Raw genomic sequence first — 15,604 nt, 5'->3', positions numbered from 1 at the left:
TCCCTGACAAAAATTTCATCCGCGCCAGACGCGATCTTTCGCCGATTCAGCGTCCAATTGCTCAGCTGCGTTCACTTTTCGACGCAGGCCTCGAGGAGTTGTCATGAGCGTGTTGCGTTCCCTGTCGAAATGGCGGAAATCCCTGTTGCTGGTGCCGTTGACGCTTGCCGCGCTGAGCAGCGCGCCGGTGTTTGCGCAACCGGTGGTGATCGTCCAGCAAGCCCCGCCGCCAATGCGCATGGAAGTGATGCCCGGCGCGCGTCCCGGTTATGTCTGGGATCAGGGCCATTGGCGTTGGCAAGGACGCGGTTATGTGTGGATGCCCGGGCACTGGCAACCGGTGCGCTATGGCGCCCGCTGGAAACCGGGCCACTGGCAGGCTCGCGGGCCGAACTGGTTCTGGATCGAAGGGCATTGGGTGCGTTGATTTGCCCCAGCGCCTGCTCACCTCATCTGCCGGGAAACCCCTATGCCGAGAAATCTGAAAGCACTGCTAGGCGCCACGCTGGTGGCAATCACCCTGTCCGGTTGCGTCGTCGCGCCGGCCCGCCCACATCGGCCTCCGCCGCCAGTGGAAGTGGTAACGGTGATGCCGGCGCCGGGTTATCACTGGATCGGCGGCCACTATCGTTGGGCCGGTAATCAGTGGCGCTGGATGCCAGGGCACTGGCGCGCGTATTGATGGGCGCGCGTGGCGTCACTGCTGTGGCGCCACCACCTTGAACTTGATCGCGATGTCCTTGGACACCACGGTGTCCGCCCACTCCCCCGCGCCGAGGCCGAACTCGTCGCGTTTGAGCAACAGTTCGCCGTCAAAGATGCCGATCGCGTTGTCCGGTTTCAATTCCACCGGCACTTGCACCTCGCGGGTAATGCCTTTGAGGGTCAGTTGGCCGGCAATCAGGTAGCGGTTTTGCGCGACCTCGGTGAAGTGGCTCGATTCGAACACGGCCATGGGGAATTTTTCCGTGTCGAACCACGCCGGTTTCACCAGTTCGGTATTGGCATCCTCGCTACCGGCATCGATGCTCGCCAGATCGATGTGCAAGGTGGTGTGGGCACGGTCGAGATGCTCGCTGTCAAAATCCAGCGTCGCCTCGAACTTGCCGAAGGTGCCGTACATCCGCGAACCCATCTGGTTGTAAGTGAAGCTGATCTGACTGGCGTGGGTGTTGACCCGTGTGTATTCGACGGCTTGCGCAGCGGGAATGGCGCACAGGACAAACGCAGCGGCTGGCAGCAATCGCAACGACATGGGATTCTCCGGACAGCGCTAGACGTCATGGGCCTCGATTGACTTAAGCAAACATCCACCGGTTACGCCAGTTGCCACCGTGGCGCGCCTGGGATCAGAGCAGCGCTTCAGCGCTGCGCGTTTCAGTTGCTCCCGCTCGCACGCCTGCCCGAAGCCGATGGCGCAATTTCAACGCCGGCCGTTCGATGCAGTAGTAAGTCAGGTAGCTGAGCGAAAAGGCGACCAGCAACACGCCCAGAATGATTGCGGCGTCGTACGTCCCCGACCAGAAACCGTGCAGCGCGTAAATCAGCACAAAGTGATTGAGAAACACGCCATAACTGAGGTTGCCGAGAAACTCGTCGACCCGGTGATACTTGAGCCGGCTCAGCCAATACACCGCTGGAATTCCCAATGCGGTGCCCAACGTCACCTCGGCGTTGTAGGGCTGACGCTCGATCACGCCCGCCATGATCGCCGCGAACAGCAACCCTGCGCCGATCGTTGTCGCGGCCACCACTGCCATTCCTCTGCTGTTGGCTTTGTACAGATAGCTGCCGCACAGAAACATGAACAGAACGCCCGGCAACAAGCGATAGCCGTAGTAATCGGTGTTGATGTAGCCGAAACACGCCAGCACAAATACGCCGACAGACAAGGCGAACGCCGCGCCGCGCCACTTGAAGATAAGCAGAAAGGGAATCACCAGGTAAAAACACATCTCCAGCCCCAGCGACCACGCGGGCGGCAGAATCCACAGGCTCGAAACCCCGAACATATAGAAACCCAGCGGCACCATGGACAGGCTCGCGGCCACGCGCGGCACCGTCAGTTCGAGGTCAGGCGCCGAACCGGGCATCAGCACGTGCACGACGATGCACGACGCGATGAAGTAGAACAAAAACTGCGGATACAGGCGCAAGGCCCGGTCCAGATAGAACGAGGCGATTTTACCGGTCGAGCTGTAGTTACGCTCGATCAGCGAAGTCATGACGAAACCGCTGATGATCAGAAAGGAAATCACCGCCACCACACCGGGATTGAGCCCGGCGAACGTTACGCCCATATGCGAAACGGCAACCAGCACCGCCAACAGCAGTCGAAAAGCCCCCATTTACACCCTCAAACGTCCTTATCGTTATGGCGCGTAACCTACGATGCTTTCTCCCCGGACAACAGCAAAATATCCATCCCTGTAGGAGCTGCCGCAGGCTGCGATCCGTTGATCTTGTTTTTATTACGCCGGCGCAAGATCAAAAGATCAAAAGATCGCAGCCTTCGGCAGCTCCTACACCAGTCGTTCGATCTTCTGGTGTTGCCAGACCAGTTTGTAATACAGCGTCTGCAAGATCAGCATCCCCAGATACGCCACCGGAAACGCCATCCACACACCCGGCAAACCATATTGCGCATCCAGCCAGTAGGCCGCCGGCAATTGCACGCCGACCACGCAGATAATCGCGATGGCCACCGGCACCAGCACCGTACCGCTGGCACGCATGATCCCGCCGATGATCGCCTGGAAACCGAACACCAACAGGCTCCACAACATGATGTGCAGCAGATGCTCGGCCATCAACCGGGTCGAGTCCTCGGTGAGGAACAGCCCGAGCAGCCAATGCGAGAGCAGATAGCCCAGCACGATCAGACCGCCGGTCAGGCACACGTTGATCAATAGCCCGGTGCGCAGAATCGGCCCCATGCGTTCCAGGCGCCCGGCACCGATGGCTTGCGCGCCAAGGATCGACGCGGTGATCGCAATCGACAACGCCGGGAACTGCACGTAGTTGACGATCTGTGTCACCGCACCATACGCCGCCGTCGCTTGCGAGCCGTGCTGGTTGACCAGCGCGAGAATCACCAGCTCCGACAACGACAGCACAATCATCTGCACCCCGGTCGGCAGGCCGATGCGCAACACCTTGCCGAGAATTGCCCCATTGAGTCGCAGTGCGGCAAAGAACTCGCGGTCCGGCGCCAGCGGATGGCCCTTGCGAATCAACCGCCACGCCAACCACGCCATCGCCGCGAGGTTACCGGCCAGACCGGCATACGCCGCACTCTGAATGCCCAATTGCGGCAGGCCGAACCAGCCGCGAATCAGCGCCGGCGTCAGCGCCAGGCCGACCGAGGTCGACACAATCAGCGCCAGCAACGGCGACAGCGTGTCGCTGACCCCGCGCAGCAACTGCGTGAACAATACGAACACCAGCAACGACGGCAGAATCCACATCATCACATGGGCATACGCCACCGCATCGTCGAGCACATCCGCCGGCGTCCCCAGCCCGCTCAACGCCTGGCGCGCAAACACACTGCCGAACACCGCCGCCACCAGACCGATCAACACCCCGAGCAACAGCGTCGCCCCGGCAATTGCCTTGACCATGTGCGGTTCGCGCGCGCCCCACGCCTGACCGATCAACACGCCCGCGCCGGCACCAAGGCCGATCACCAGGGCAATGAAAAAGAACACGATGGGAAACATCCCGGACACCGCCGCCAGCGCCTGGGTACCGAGCATCTGGCCGATGTAGATGCTGTTGACCGTGCCCGACATCGATTGCAGGAAGTTGGACAGCACCATGGGGGCCAGGAACAGCAGGTAGGTGTGCCAGAGGGGTTTGACGGCGGTGGCGGTTTGCATTGAATGGAGGTCCATCTCGACGGCGGGAGGGCTATGACAGGATAGCTTCGGTGACTTGCTCGCGGGGCGCAATTAACATTTCAAATCGGTGTCGACTGGCTGCTCCATTGCTTTTTTTTTCGGTAAGGGCCGGTAGGTGCGGAGCGGCAGCTGTGATAAACAACACGCCTTGCATTTTTTACTGATCGAGGCCTGATTAATGCCCCACGTTCGCCACCTGCTGAGCTGCACCCTCCTCGCTTTATTGGCCAGCGGTGCGCACGCTGCCACCGCCGCAGCGCCCCCGAAATCGTTAAAGCCGTTGCTGGAAACCCTGAACGAACGCCTGAACATCGGCGACCTCGTCGCCCTGACTAAATGGGACAGCGGCAAACCCATCCAGGACAGTCCGCGCGAGGCGCAAGTCATCGCCAATGCGCGCACGCTGGCCGCCGAGCGCAAGCTCGACGCGGAGGATGTCGCGCAGTTGATCGGGGCGCAGATGGAGGCAAATAAACTGGTGCAGTACGGTCTGCTCGCACAATGGCAGGCGGCCGGTGCCGCACCGGATACGCCGCGCCCGGATCTCGGTCAGCAGATTCGTCCACGGCTCGACGAATTGCAAACCCGGTTACTGCAGCAATACGCCGCTTTCCTACCGTATCGCCAAGACCCGAACTGCCCGGCGTGGCTGGCCAAGGCACGCAGCGGCCTGACCAAGGATGCGTTGCATGAACTGGCGCTGACGCGTGCCACCGGTGAGTTGTGTATTCGCGCGAAGGCCCCGTAAATCGGGGCTGGGTCAACCATCGCTGGCGTCGATAGTCACCATCACGTCAATGAAGTTCTCATAAAAAATCCGCGGCGTAAGATCGGCTCCAGACAAACAAACAACTTCTGGAGCACACGATCATGAAACGCCAAACCCTTCTCAGCATCGCTTTCTCGGTTTTCGCAGTTAACGCTTTTGCCGCTACCCCGGCCCACACCATGATCGCCGAAGGCGGTTCGGACAAGCTGATTGAAAGTCGCGTTGCCGAAGGTGGCTCCGACCGTCTGCTCGAACGCCGTGTTGCCGAAGGTGGCTCCGACCGTCTGCTCGAACGCCGTGTTGCTGAAGGTGGCTCCGACCGTCTGCTCGAACGCCGTGTTGCTGAAGGTGGCTCCGACCGTCTGCTCGAACGCCGTGTTGCTGAAGGTGGCTCCGATCGTCTGCTCGAACGCCGTGTTGCTGAAGGTGGCTCTGATCGTCTGCTCGAACGCCGTGTTGCTGAAGGTGGCTCCGATCGTCTGCTCGAACGCCGTGTTGCCTGAATCAATCGTTCTACCGCTACACCCACAAAAAAGCCCGGCCTGATCAGCCGGGCTTTTTTGCGTTCAACCGTGGCTTATTGCACGGTCTTCAGTTTGACCACGTCACCGGAAATCTTGGTGGTGTAGCCGGTCAGGACCCATGCCCAGAACCAGTTTTCCTGGACTTGTGTGTTGATCATGGCGTCGCCGCCCTTGGCTTTGATCGCGGCAGTCTGGGCGCGGACGAAGCGGTTGTTCTGCTGGATCGGGATCACGCCGAACAGCAGCAGACCGGTGGCGGTGGCTTCACTGTGACCAACCACGGTGTATTGGCTGCTGTCGTAATGTTGGGTGTTCATCGGGGTGCCGGTGCAACCTGCCAGAACCGCACCGAACAGGGCGGCGGCGACTACTTTGCTGAGATACTTCACTGTAAAACTCCATGGAAAACGCCCGGGATCCGTCTCTCGAGCGGCGCACACCTTACCCAAAATAGTGGCTCATTGGTATCAACCTGGGAAAGTTTCATCTAGCGCTTCGCTGGCAGCCCGTTGGCGATGTCGCATACCATGGCGCCACGCCAATCAAGACAGCCATTGCCCATGTTCAAAGCCAGTCTGCGTAGCCATCTCACCCTTTGGTTTGCCGGTTTGTCCCTGCTGACGTTGTTGAGCGTGGGCTTCTATGTCGGCCATATCGCCACCGAACAGATGAAGCAGGCCAGCGGCAATGCGTTGCTCAATACCGCGCGCTCGGCAGCGGCGTTGCTCGGCGAACAATTGCGTGAGCGGCAGCTGGAGGTTTATCTGCTCAGCCGCGCGCCACATCTTGAGCGCGGCGATCTGGATAACCCGGCGATTCTCAAGTCGATGCAATTGCGCACGCAGGCCCGCGCCGAATATGCGTGGATGGGCGTGACCGATGCCGAAGGCCAGGTGCATCAAGCGGTGAACGGTTTGCTGGTCGGTCAATCGGTGCAGCAGCGCCCATGGTTCCAGGCCGGACTGCGTGGCGAATACACCGGCGATCCGCACGAAGCCGTGTTGTTGGCCAAACTGCTGCCGGGTTTGCCGAATGGCAAACCCCTGCGTTTTATCGATTTCGCCGCACCGATTCGTAACGCCGACGGCCAGGTTATTGGCGTACTGGGCGCGCACGCGCACTGGAACTGGGTCACGCACATTGTCGAATCGGCGACGTTTTCGCATAAGAGTTCGGCGCCGGATATCGAGGCGTTGATCATCGATCACGACGGTAAAGTGCTGTACCCCGAGGCCTTGATGGGCCAGCAATTACCGGTGAGTGATGCAAAGTCGCCGGGCTGGACGGTGGGCAACGGTTATCTGACCAGCATGGTCACCGTGCCGACTCCGTCAAGCACGCAATTGTCCTGGTCGATTGCCGTGCGCCAGCCACTGGAAACCGCGCTGCAACCGGCGCATCTGCTGCTGTATAAGTTGCTGATCGCCGGTGTCTTGGCGGCTGTGGTGTTCGGCCTCGTTGCCTATTATCTGGCGCTGTACCTGAGCCGGCCGATCGAGCAGCTCGCGCGCTCGGCCAAGCAGGTGCAGGACAACCAGCCCGGCGCGCATTTCCCGTTGCAGCATCCGGTGCGGGAAATTGCCCAGCTCGGCCAATCCATCGATGCGATGACGCAATCGCTGCTCGGCAAGGAGCGCGAGTTGCAGGAAGCCAATGCTTCGCTGGAGGCGACCGTGGCGCAGCGCACCGCCGCACTGACTCAGGCCAACGCCGAACTGTTGAGCCTGGCAACGCACGATGCCTTGAGCGGCGTCTACAACCGCCGGCGTTTCGACGAAAAGATCAGCGAATACACCCTGCTGTCGCGACGGACGGGACGCCCGTTTGCCCTGCTGTTGATCGATGCCGACCATTTCAAACGCATCAATGACACGTACGGCCATGCCATCGGCGATGAGGTTTTGCAGCAGTTGGCGCAATTGATTGAGAGCAGCCTGCGCACCACCGATTTCGTCGCTCGTTACGGCGGCGAAGAGTTCGCGGTGCTGCTGCCGGAAATTGCCCAGCCCGATACCCCTGAAGTGGTCGCCGAGAAGATTCGCACGGCGATTGCGGCGGCGCACTTCCCGGACGTCGGGCATGTGACGGTGAGTATCGGCGTCGCTCTGGCGGACCCGGCGGACAACAGCCACACGGCGCTGATCAAACGCGCCGATCAACAGCTGTATCAGGCAAAAGCGGCGGGCCGCAATCAAGTCGCCAGCCACAACACCACGCCCACATCCACATCCACATCCACATCCACGACCCTGTAGGAGCTGCCGCAGGCTGCGATCTTTTGATTGTAAAAAACAAGATCAAAAGATCGCAGCCTGCGGCAGCTCCTACAGGTAACGTCGCGTCAGGTCGCATCAGGTTGGGTTGGATTGAATTGGCTCAGGTATTGGTTTTCAGCTTGGTCCACAACCGCGTCGACAGGCGTGCGATCTTCGCCGGCAATTCTTCCACGGTGAACAGTTTCTCCATCACGCTTTTCGGCGGGTAGATCGCCGCGTCCTCCTTCACGTCCGGTTTGAGGAACTCATTGGCCGCCGCGTTAGGGTTGGCGTAGTGAATGCTGTTGCTGATGTTGGCGATCACTTTCGGTTCAAGCAGGTAATTCATATAGGCGTAGCCATTGTGCTCATGCGGTGCGCTTTTTGGCATCACCAGCATGTCGAACCACAAGGTCGTGCCTTCGTCGGGAATCGAATAAGCGATGTCGATGCCGTTTTTCGCTTCCTTGGCGCTCGCCGCTGCCTGAACGATGTCGCCGTTGAAACCAATCACCGCACAGACGTTGCCGTTGGCCAGGTCGCTGATGTATTTCGAGGCGTGGAAGTACTGAATGTACGGACGGATCTTCAGCAATGCCTGTTCGGCCTTTTTGTAATCGTCCGGTTCGTGGCTGTGCGGCGGCAAGCCGAGATAATTAAGGGTGATCGGCAACACCTGCGTCGGGTTGTCAATGATCGCAACGCCGCACTGGCTGAGTTTCTTGATGTTTTCTTCGGCGAAAAACATCTTCCAGGAATGCGTGACATCGGTGTTGCCGAAGATCGCCTTGATCTTCTCGACGTTGTAGCCGATGCCGGCAGTGCCCCACATATACGGATAGCCGTACTGGTTGCCGGGGTCGTTCACTTCAAGTTTCTGCATCAATACCGGATCGAGGTTTTTCCAGTTGGGTAACTGCGACTTGTCGAGTTTCTGGATCGCTCCGGCCTTGATCAACCGCGAGAGAAAATGGTTCGACGGGCTGACCACGTCGTAGCCGGTGTTGCCGGTCATCAACTTCGACTCCAGCACTTCGTTGCTGTCGTGGATGTCATAAGTGGTCTTGATGCCGGTGGCCTGGGTGAAATTGGCCAACGTGTCAGGGGCGATGTAGCTGTTCCAGTTGGAGATGTTCACGGTTTCGTCGGCGCAAGCGCTCGCTGTCGTTGCGGCGAGGGCGATTGCCAGAGAAAGTCGGTGGATGCGCATGTTCTGTCACCTGTAGGGAATGGCTTTTGTTCTTGTGTGATAGGCGGAAATTCAGATTTCTGTTCTGGCCCTGACCGCCTCCACGCGCATGCGAAGCATGGCACCGATATCGAAAAAAGGACGTGGCGGCAGCCAGCCCGGTTCGGCCCGCTGCATCACTGATTGCAACAGTGGCGAGTCGACGCCCGACGCCAGCTCCGCCAACAGGCGGCCCCACAACGTGCCGCGCGCAACGCCGGAACCATTGCAGCCGGCCACGGCAAACACGCCCTCCTCGACCCGATCGAAAAACGCCTGGCCGCTGCGGCTCGCGCTCAAGTGACCGGTCCAGGAGTAGTCGATGTCTTGTTCGCCGATGAACGGAAAACGTCGCTGCAAGCCGCGAACGTGGTGTTGACGGCGCACCGCCAGTTCGCTGTTGGAGAGATCGCGCGTACGGTATTCGGCGGTGTTGCGGATCATCACCCGACGATCCGGGGTCAACCGCACCGTGGCCCCGAGCGGCCGCGTCGACAGCACGCCCCAAGGCTCGACGGCGCCGATGGCCTGGAACTCCTGATCGGTGAGGGGCCGCGTCAGGCTGGCACTCAGTTCCATCGGGAACGTGGCGCTGTCAGCGATTCCGACCCGGGGAATAAAAGCGTTGAGGCACACCAGGACTTTTTTCGCTTCGATGCTGCCCTCTACGGCATTGGCGCGCAGACGCCCCTGGCTCAGGCGTTCAAGACCGCTGATGTCGGTGTTTTCGTACACGGTGATGCTGCCCGGCAAGGCATTGAGCAAGCCCTTCACGTACTTGGCTGGCTGCAACAACGCGTTGCCATTGCCACAGCAGATCGCCGCCTCGTAGTGGCAAGTGCCGAGCTTTTGCGCCAATGCCGCGCCTTGCAGAAATTCCGCACGGGCGCCGAGGGCGCGCAGGGTCGCCAGTTTGGCGTCGACCTGGTCGAGCTTGGCCCGATCGTTGACGGCAAAGTAATAACCGCTGTCGCGAAAGTCGCATTCGATGCCGTGGCGGGCGATGCGTTGGCGCACTTCCTCGCTGGCGGCGCGGGAAATATTCGTGTCGATTTCAAACCCGGCGAAGCCAGGCGCGCCCATCAGTTCGCTGTGCGCCGGATGCTCATGGGCAACGACGAATCCCGAGTTGCGTGCCGATGCGCCTTGCGCCGCCCGCTGCCGATCAACCACGACGATGCGTGCCTGCGGATGCATTTCGGCAAGGGTATGCGCGGCGCTGAGGCCGGTGATGCCGCCACCGATTACCAGCCAGTCGGCCTTCTGCGCACCACTCAGGCGACCACGTTCCGGCGAGCTGCCAGCCTGCGCGATCCAGCCACATACGTTTTCCATGCACCACCTCATTCGACTGTCGTTCTGCGGCTTGCTTCTGCACAGCGTCCATGCGTGAATCGCATGAGCTGCTTGAGAAGATTGCCGCCAGAGCTAAAATCTATAAGGTCTTCGTCACCACAACCAACGTTATAAAATCATCGAGCCATTCGGAAAACGCATGGATAAAATCCGCCACGTGCCCTCACTGCAAGCCCTGCAAGCCTTGGTCGAAGTCGCTCGCTGCGGCAGTTTTACCAGCGCGGCACAAAGCCTTTGCCTGACGCAAAGCGCGATAAGCCGGCAGATCCAGCAACTGGAACATCACTTCAATGTGCCGTTGTTCATCCGCACCAGTCGCAGCCTGCGCCTGACCACGGAGGGCGAACAGGTACTGGCCAGCGCCCGCAGCATCCTTGACCAACTGAAAACCCTGGAAGAACGCCTCGCCCCGCAAAAGCGCCCGTTGCGCATTCGCATGCATGTGTCGCTCGCGGTGCGCTGGCTGTTGCCGAAACTCAGCGACTTTTACCTGCGCCATCCCGAGGTGTCACTGGCGATTGAAACCGTCGCCACCGAGGTGGTCGAGCCGGCGAGCGACAGTGACGCCTACATCGTCTATCTGCCGCAGCCGTCCAGCGATCCCGATTGCCTGACGCTGTTCGAAGAAACGCTGGTGCCGGTGTGTTCACCGAACCTGGCAGACGCGCCTCGATCGGTGGAAGAACTGCGGCGCTTTCCATTACTGCATCGCTCGGCGGATCGTCAGGCATGGATCGAATGGCTGGCAGCAAACGAGGGAAAACCGCTGGAGGAATACCGGCACATCCCGTTCAACCTCGATGAGCTGGCTCTGGATGCGGCGGCGCGGGGATTGGGCGTGGCGGTGACGGACATGACCTTGGCGGCGGAGTCGATCGAACGCGGTTTGCTGGTCGTGCCATTCGGTGAACCGCTGCGCACTGGCGGCGTTTATGCGTTGTGCCTGCAACCGGAAGCTGCATCGCATCCGGCCTGCGCGCTGGTCATGCAATGGTTTGCCAACCAAGCCACAACCAAAATCCCCCTGTAGGCGCTGCCGCAGGCTGCGATCTGTTGATTTTGTTTTTAAAGACAAGATCAAAAGATCGCAGCCTGCGGCAGCTCCTACAGTTGTGCCGGGAAGGTTTGCAGATAGGCCAACAGATTATCGAGTTTCTCTTCGTCGCTGAGGCCCCAGAAAATCATGCGCGTGCCCGGCACCACGCCTTTGGGATCTTTCAGATAGGCCGTCAGCGTGTCCCGGTCCCAGGTCACCCCGGAATTTTTCATCGCCTCGGAATACACGTAGTTCGCCGATGTGCCGGCGGGTCGGCCGAAGATGCCGTTGAGTTGCGGGCCGAACCCCGGACGCGCGGATTCGCCGACCTGATGGCAGCCGCCGCACAGGCGCGGGAAGATTTTCGCACCGGCTTCGGGATCGCCCGCAGCCTGGGCGATGCTGCTGAACAGGCCTGCGCTGAACATCAGGGTAAGGAACAGTGACGCGGTGTTTTTCATCGGGCCATCCAGAACGGTGTCATGCAATTGTGCCAAGGCTACCATTTTGTGGCGAGGGCGCTTGCTCTCGGGCTAGAGCGGTTTTTACAAATAAGCGCCGATGACTTTTCTGACCGTGATCAACGCCTGACGCAAAACCTCCATGTCCACCGAGCCCAGCGCCAGACGTATCGCATGCGGCACATGCGCCGACACTGAAAACGGTTCGGCGCTGGTCACCGAAATCTGTGCGTGCATCAACTCGACGACGATCTGATCGGCACGCACGTCTTCCGGGAGCGGCAGCCACACGAAGTACGAGGCCGGATGGCCGATGACTTTCAATCCTTTCAGCAGTTTTGCAGCCAACGCCTGCCGCGCCCTGGCGTCGTTGCGCTTTTGCTCTTCGAGCGCGGTGACAGTGCCGTCATCCAGCCAGCCGCAAGCGATCGCCGTCATCACACCTGGGGTGTTCCAGGTCGTGGCACGAATGATCCGCTCCAGCGCCGGCACCTTCTGCGCCGGCGCGGCGATGAAGCCGACGCGCAGGCCGGTGGCGATGTTTTTCGACAGCCCCGAGACGTACAGGGTGCGCTCCGGTGCCAGGTCGATCAGCGCGGCTGGCGGGTTGTCGACCAGAAACGCGTAGGCCGCGTCCTCAATGAGGATCAGATCATGCCGACGGGCAATCGCCACCAGTTGCTCGCGTTGCGCCAATGGCATCACCCAACCCAACGGATTGTGCAGCGTCGGCATGCTGTAGACGGCACGTACCGAGCGGCTGTGGCAGAGCTTGTCCAGTGCGGCGAGATCCGGTCCCTGATCGTTGAACGGGATCGCCACGACTTCCAGATGCAGCGCTTCGGCCAGCACCTTGAACCCGGAATAGGTCAGCGCATCTGCCGCAATCACATCGCCAGGCTTGAGCAGCGCCATCAGCGTTACCGCCAACCCTTGCTGGGCGCCGTTGACGATCAGCACCTGCTCGGCGTCGACGTTGACGCCACGGCTCAGCAGGTGACGGGCGACCGAGGCGCGCTCGTGCGAGCGGCCGGCATGCGGCTGATAACGCAACAAGGCTTCGAGGTCACCGGACAACGCCAGTTGGCGCAACGCCGTGCGCAACAGGTCGGCCTGACCGGGCAATGACGGGTAATTGAAATTGAGGTCGATCATGCCGACCGCCACGTCTTTCTGATCGATGCCCTGCCCCGGCGCCAGCGACGTTTCGCGCACGAACGTGCCGCGCCCGGTTTCGCCGCTGACCAGGCCCATCGCTTCCAGCTCGGCGTAAACCCGGGAAGCGGTGACCAGCGCCAGGCCCTCCTGCGTGGCCAATTGGCGATGCGTCGGCAAGCGCGTTCCTGGCGCCAGTTGCCCCGAACGAATATCTGCCGCAAAGGTGTCAACGAGGGTCTTGTAGCGGGAGCGCGGCATGCCGGGATGTATCCATGACAATTCTTTGATTGTGCTGATTCTCAGCCATAGGATTGCGCCAATGCAACCCACCTCTGAGCGCGACCTCGTATGGAACGAACCACCCATCTGACTACCCCGGCGCTGGAAAAAACCAGCGGCTGGATCAATGGCTTCATCGGCGTGGTGATCTTCAGCGGCTCGCTGCCGGCCACGCGCCTGGCGGTGCTGGAGTTCGATCCGGTGTTTCTCACGGTGATGCGTGCGGCCATCGCCGGCGTCCTCGCGGTGGCGCTGTTGTGGTTGTTTCGCCAACGCCGCCCGGCGCGCCAGCAATGGTTGTCATTGTTTATCGTGGCGATGGGCGTGGTGCTCGGCTTTCCGCTGCTGACCGCGCTGGCCCTGCAACACGTGACGTCGGCGCATTCGATTGTGTTTGTCGGCCTGCTGCCGCTGGCGACGGCGATTTTCGCCGTGCTGCGTGGCGGCGAACGCCCACGGTCAGTGTTCTGGCTGTTTTCGCTGCTTGGCAGTGCCCTGGTGGTCGGCTTCGCGCTGTCGCAGGGACTGACTGCCTCGCCCACCGGTGATCTGCTGATGCTCGCGGCCATTATGGCCTGTGGCCTCGGTTACGCCGAAGGCGCAAAACTGTCGCGAACCCTTGGCGGCTGGCAGGTGATTTGTTGGGCGCTGGTGCTGTCGTTGCCATTGATGGCGCTGCTCAGCCTGTGGCTGGCGCCCGCCTCGTTCAGCCACATCAGCCTGTCGGCGTGGCTGTGTCTGGCTTACGTCTCGCTGTTCAGCATGCTGATCGGCTTCGTGTTCTGGTATCGCGGACTCGCTCAGGGCGGGATCGCCGCTGTCGGGCAATTGCAGTTACTGCAACCGTTTTTTGGCCTGGCGCTGGCGGCGACATTGCTGCACGAGCAGGTCAGCCTCAGCATGCTCGCCGTGACGCTGGGGGTGATTCTGTGTGTGGCCGGGGCGAAGAAATTCGCCCGATAAACACTCAGGCGCCAGCCTTCCACTCGCGTGGGCTGAGCCCGGTCTTGCGACGAAACGCCCGGGCCAGCGCCGAGGGACTTTCATAGCCGATCTCTTCGGCAATCAGCGCAATCGGCTTGCCCTCGCGCAGACGCTTTTGCGCGAGGCTGACCCGCCAGCTCAGCAGATAATCCGCCGGAGTCTGCCCGACTACACGGCGAAAATGCTCGGCAAAACCTGCGCGCGACAGGTTGGCAGCGGTCGCGAGATCGGCCACGCTCCACGGCTTTTGCGGTTGCTCGTGCATCAGGTTCAAGGCGCGCGACAACCGTGGATCGGCCAGCCCGGCCATCATTCCCGGCTGCTGATCACGACTGCCGATCAGGTGGCGCAACAGCAGAATCACCAGTAATTCAAACAGCCGGTCCATCACCGCGACACGCCCGCAATGGCCTTCGAAGGCTTCTTTGAACAACCATTCGAGGGTGCCGCCCAGCTCTGGGATTTCAGTGAGCTTCAGCACCAGATAATCCGGCAGCGCCGCCGCCAGCGCATTGCCTGAACCACCGTCAAACGTCAGCGTGGCGCAGACCACTTGGGTGTTCGTGGCTTCGTCGGCAAACATTCGATGGGGAAACGGTCTAGGGAAGAAAATCAGTGAAGGCTCGTTGAGTTTGATCTCACGCCCATTGCCGGGTTTGAGCAGCAACTCACCGGACTGCAACAGATGCACATGGCCGGCCGGCTCGCCTTCATGCACGGCGACACCGCAAAACGCGCCGCTGTGGAAGGTGCCGGCATTCACGCCGAAATGGCTGAGTAACGTAGACAGGCGATCCATGGTCGACTCCGGCTGTATTTGGCTGCTGCTTGTGTAGTTTCACCGTCGATACCGTGGCGCGATCTTCGCGAGCAAGCCCCCTCCCACATTTGAAACGCGTTCCCCTGTGGGAGCGGGCTTGCTCGCGAAGGCGTCCGCCATGTCAGCATAAATTTATCAGTGCGCGGGCATTTCTGGACGATCTGTCGCATATCCTCGACGATTTGCCGCCAAAGCACCATCCGCGATCCCTAACATCCTCTCCATCGCCGGCGCATTTCGCGCCGGACTTTCGGAGAATCACCATGAGCCGCATCACCGCCATCAGCCTCGAAAACGCCACCGACGCCAGCCGTCCAGTGCTGGAGGGTGTGAAGAAGAAAATCGGCTTCCTGCCCAACGTCTTCACGACCCTGGCCAAGGCCCCAGTCGCGCTGGAAACGTACGTGCAAGCCTCGGCGATCCTCGGCAAGACCTCATTGAGCGCCAAGGAAAAAGAAGCCGTGTACCTCGCCACCTCCCAGGTCAACGGCTGCGATTATTGCCTGGCGGCGCACACCCTGTTTGCCGGCAAGGCCGGGCTGTCGGCGCAGGAGATCGGCGCGGCGCGTCAGGGCGAATTGAACGCCTACGCAGCCCTCGCCCAGCAACTGACCGAGACGCGCGGGCACTTGAGCGACGAGCAGATCGCCGCCGCCCGCGCTGCCGGGATCGACGACGTGAAAATCATTGAAGTGATCGCGCTGGTGGCGGTGCAGACGCTGACCAACTACCTGAACAACAGCGCCCTGACAGACATTGATTTCCCCGCCATCTAAACCACCCCGCGCTGACGGACATCGATTTACCCGCCATCCAAACCACCCCGCGCTGA

The 15,604-nt window shown here is 60.7% G+C and carries 17 protein-coding genes; 8 read left to right on the top strand and 9 right to left on the bottom strand.

Features of this window, described 5'->3' with window-relative positions; genetic code table 11:
* Positions 1 to 103 precede the first annotated feature (103 nt).
* Entirely contained in the window at positions 104 to 427 is a 324-nt protein-coding gene (locus ACIPZE_RS04235; protein ID WP_129394465.1) for a YXWGXW repeat-containing protein, read from the top strand.
* A gap of 42 nt (positions 428 to 469) precedes the next feature.
* A complete protein-coding gene (locus tag ACIPZE_RS04230) occupies positions 470 to 682 on the top strand; it encodes a YXWGXW repeat-containing protein (RefSeq protein ID WP_283436035.1) in 213 nt (70 codons plus the stop codon).
* A gap of 15 nt (positions 683 to 697) precedes the next feature.
* Here ACIPZE_RS04230 and ACIPZE_RS04225 read toward each other — a convergent pair whose 3' ends face one another.
* The 3 genes from ACIPZE_RS04225 to ACIPZE_RS04215 all read right to left on the bottom strand — a co-directional run bounded on the left by ACIPZE_RS04225 (position 698) and on the right by ACIPZE_RS04215 (position 3,881).
* Positions 698 to 1,255, bottom strand: coding sequence for a YceI family protein (locus tag ACIPZE_RS04225; protein WP_283436034.1), 558 nt, complete (start codon positions 1,253 to 1,255; stop codon positions 698 to 700).
* Between the two features lie 94 nt (positions 1,256 to 1,349).
* Entirely contained in the window at positions 1,350 to 2,348 is a 999-nt protein-coding gene (locus tag ACIPZE_RS04220; RefSeq protein WP_400771587.1) for an acyltransferase family protein, read from the bottom strand.
* Between the two features lie 174 nt (positions 2,349 to 2,522).
* Positions 2,523 to 3,881, bottom strand: a complete 1,359-nt coding sequence (locus tag ACIPZE_RS04215; RefSeq protein WP_400771584.1) for an MATE family efflux transporter — start codon at positions 3,879 to 3,881, stop codon at positions 2,523 to 2,525.
* 199 nt (positions 3,882 to 4,080) lie between these two features.
* Between ACIPZE_RS04215 and ACIPZE_RS04210 the strand changes: the two genes are divergently transcribed.
* On the top strand, positions 4,081 to 4,650 hold the full coding sequence (locus tag ACIPZE_RS04210) for a chorismate mutase (RefSeq protein WP_400771582.1): 570 nt from the start codon (positions 4,081 to 4,083) through the stop codon (positions 4,648 to 4,650).
* 122 nt (positions 4,651 to 4,772) lie between these two features.
* Positions 4,773 to 5,174 carry a hypothetical protein gene (locus ACIPZE_RS04205; protein WP_400771579.1) on the top strand — a complete coding sequence of 134 codons (402 nt, stop codon included), beginning with the start codon at positions 4,773 to 4,775 and terminating at the stop codon, positions 5,172 to 5,174.
* 74 nt (positions 5,175 to 5,248) lie between these two features.
* On the opposite strand, the gene ACIPZE_RS04200 is transcribed toward ACIPZE_RS04205, so the two are convergent.
* Positions 5,249 to 5,584: a hypothetical protein gene (locus ACIPZE_RS04200; protein ID WP_129394472.1), complete on the bottom strand. Its 336-nt coding sequence runs from the start codon at positions 5,582 to 5,584 to the stop codon at positions 5,249 to 5,251.
* A gap of 171 nt (positions 5,585 to 5,755) precedes the next feature.
* Here ACIPZE_RS04200 and ACIPZE_RS04195 point away from each other — a divergent pair, with 171 nt between their 5' ends.
* A complete protein-coding gene (locus ACIPZE_RS04195) occupies positions 5,756 to 7,450 on the top strand; it encodes a diguanylate cyclase (protein WP_400771576.1) in 1,695 nt (564 codons plus the stop codon).
* A 121-nt stretch (positions 7,451 to 7,571) separates the two neighbouring features.
* Here ACIPZE_RS04195 and ACIPZE_RS04190 read toward each other — a convergent pair whose 3' ends face one another.
* On the bottom strand, positions 7,572 to 8,660 hold the full coding sequence (locus tag ACIPZE_RS04190) for a polyamine ABC transporter substrate-binding protein (RefSeq protein WP_400771573.1): 1,089 nt from the start codon (positions 8,658 to 8,660) through the stop codon (positions 7,572 to 7,574).
* Between the two features lie 51 nt (positions 8,661 to 8,711).
* Positions 8,712 to 10,013 (bottom strand): NAD(P)/FAD-dependent oxidoreductase, encoded by a 1,302-nt coding sequence (locus tag ACIPZE_RS04185; protein WP_400771571.1) that lies wholly within the window; start codon positions 10,011 to 10,013, stop codon positions 8,712 to 8,714.
* A 160-nt stretch (positions 10,014 to 10,173) separates the two neighbouring features.
* On the opposite strand from ACIPZE_RS04185, the gene ACIPZE_RS04180 reads away from it, so the two are divergent.
* A complete protein-coding gene (locus ACIPZE_RS04180; RefSeq protein ID WP_400771568.1) occupies positions 10,174 to 11,064 on the top strand; it encodes a LysR substrate-binding domain-containing protein in 891 nt (296 codons plus the stop codon).
* A gap of 74 nt (positions 11,065 to 11,138) precedes the next feature.
* Here ACIPZE_RS04180 and ACIPZE_RS04175 read toward each other — a convergent pair whose 3' ends face one another.
* The gene (locus ACIPZE_RS04175) at positions 11,139 to 11,531 is read right to left on the bottom strand and encodes a cytochrome c family protein (protein ID WP_283436025.1); all 393 of its coding nucleotides are present in this window, start codon (positions 11,529 to 11,531) and stop codon (positions 11,139 to 11,141) included.
* An 84-nt stretch (positions 11,532 to 11,615) separates the two neighbouring features.
* Positions 11,616 to 12,947: a PLP-dependent aminotransferase family protein gene (locus tag ACIPZE_RS04170; RefSeq protein ID WP_400771565.1), complete on the bottom strand. Its 1,332-nt coding sequence runs from the start codon at positions 12,945 to 12,947 to the stop codon at positions 11,616 to 11,618.
* 90 nt (positions 12,948 to 13,037) lie between these two features.
* Between ACIPZE_RS04170 and ACIPZE_RS04165 the strand changes: the two genes are divergently transcribed.
* A complete protein-coding gene (locus tag ACIPZE_RS04165) occupies positions 13,038 to 13,931 on the top strand; it encodes a DMT family transporter (RefSeq protein ID WP_400771562.1) in 894 nt (297 codons plus the stop codon).
* Positions 13,932 to 13,935: 4 nt separating this feature from the next.
* On the opposite strand, the gene ACIPZE_RS04160 is transcribed toward ACIPZE_RS04165, so the two are convergent.
* Positions 13,936 to 14,751, bottom strand: a complete 816-nt coding sequence (locus tag ACIPZE_RS04160) for a cupin domain-containing protein (RefSeq protein WP_400771559.1) — start codon at positions 14,749 to 14,751, stop codon at positions 13,936 to 13,938.
* A 284-nt stretch (positions 14,752 to 15,035) separates the two neighbouring features.
* On the opposite strand from ACIPZE_RS04160, the gene ACIPZE_RS04155 reads away from it, so the two are divergent.
* Positions 15,036 to 15,548: a carboxymuconolactone decarboxylase family protein gene (locus ACIPZE_RS04155; protein ID WP_283436021.1), complete on the top strand. Its 513-nt coding sequence runs from the start codon at positions 15,036 to 15,038 to the stop codon at positions 15,546 to 15,548.
* The last annotated feature ends 56 nt before the right edge of the window (positions 15,549 to 15,604 follow it).

It is taken from the genome of Pseudomonas sp. NPDC089741, assembly GCF_044748825.1.
GTDB classification, from domain to species: Bacteria; Pseudomonadota; Gammaproteobacteria; order Pseudomonadales; family Pseudomonadaceae; genus Aquipseudomonas; species Aquipseudomonas helmanticensis.
This window is presented reverse-complemented; position numbering and strand designations above follow the sequence as displayed.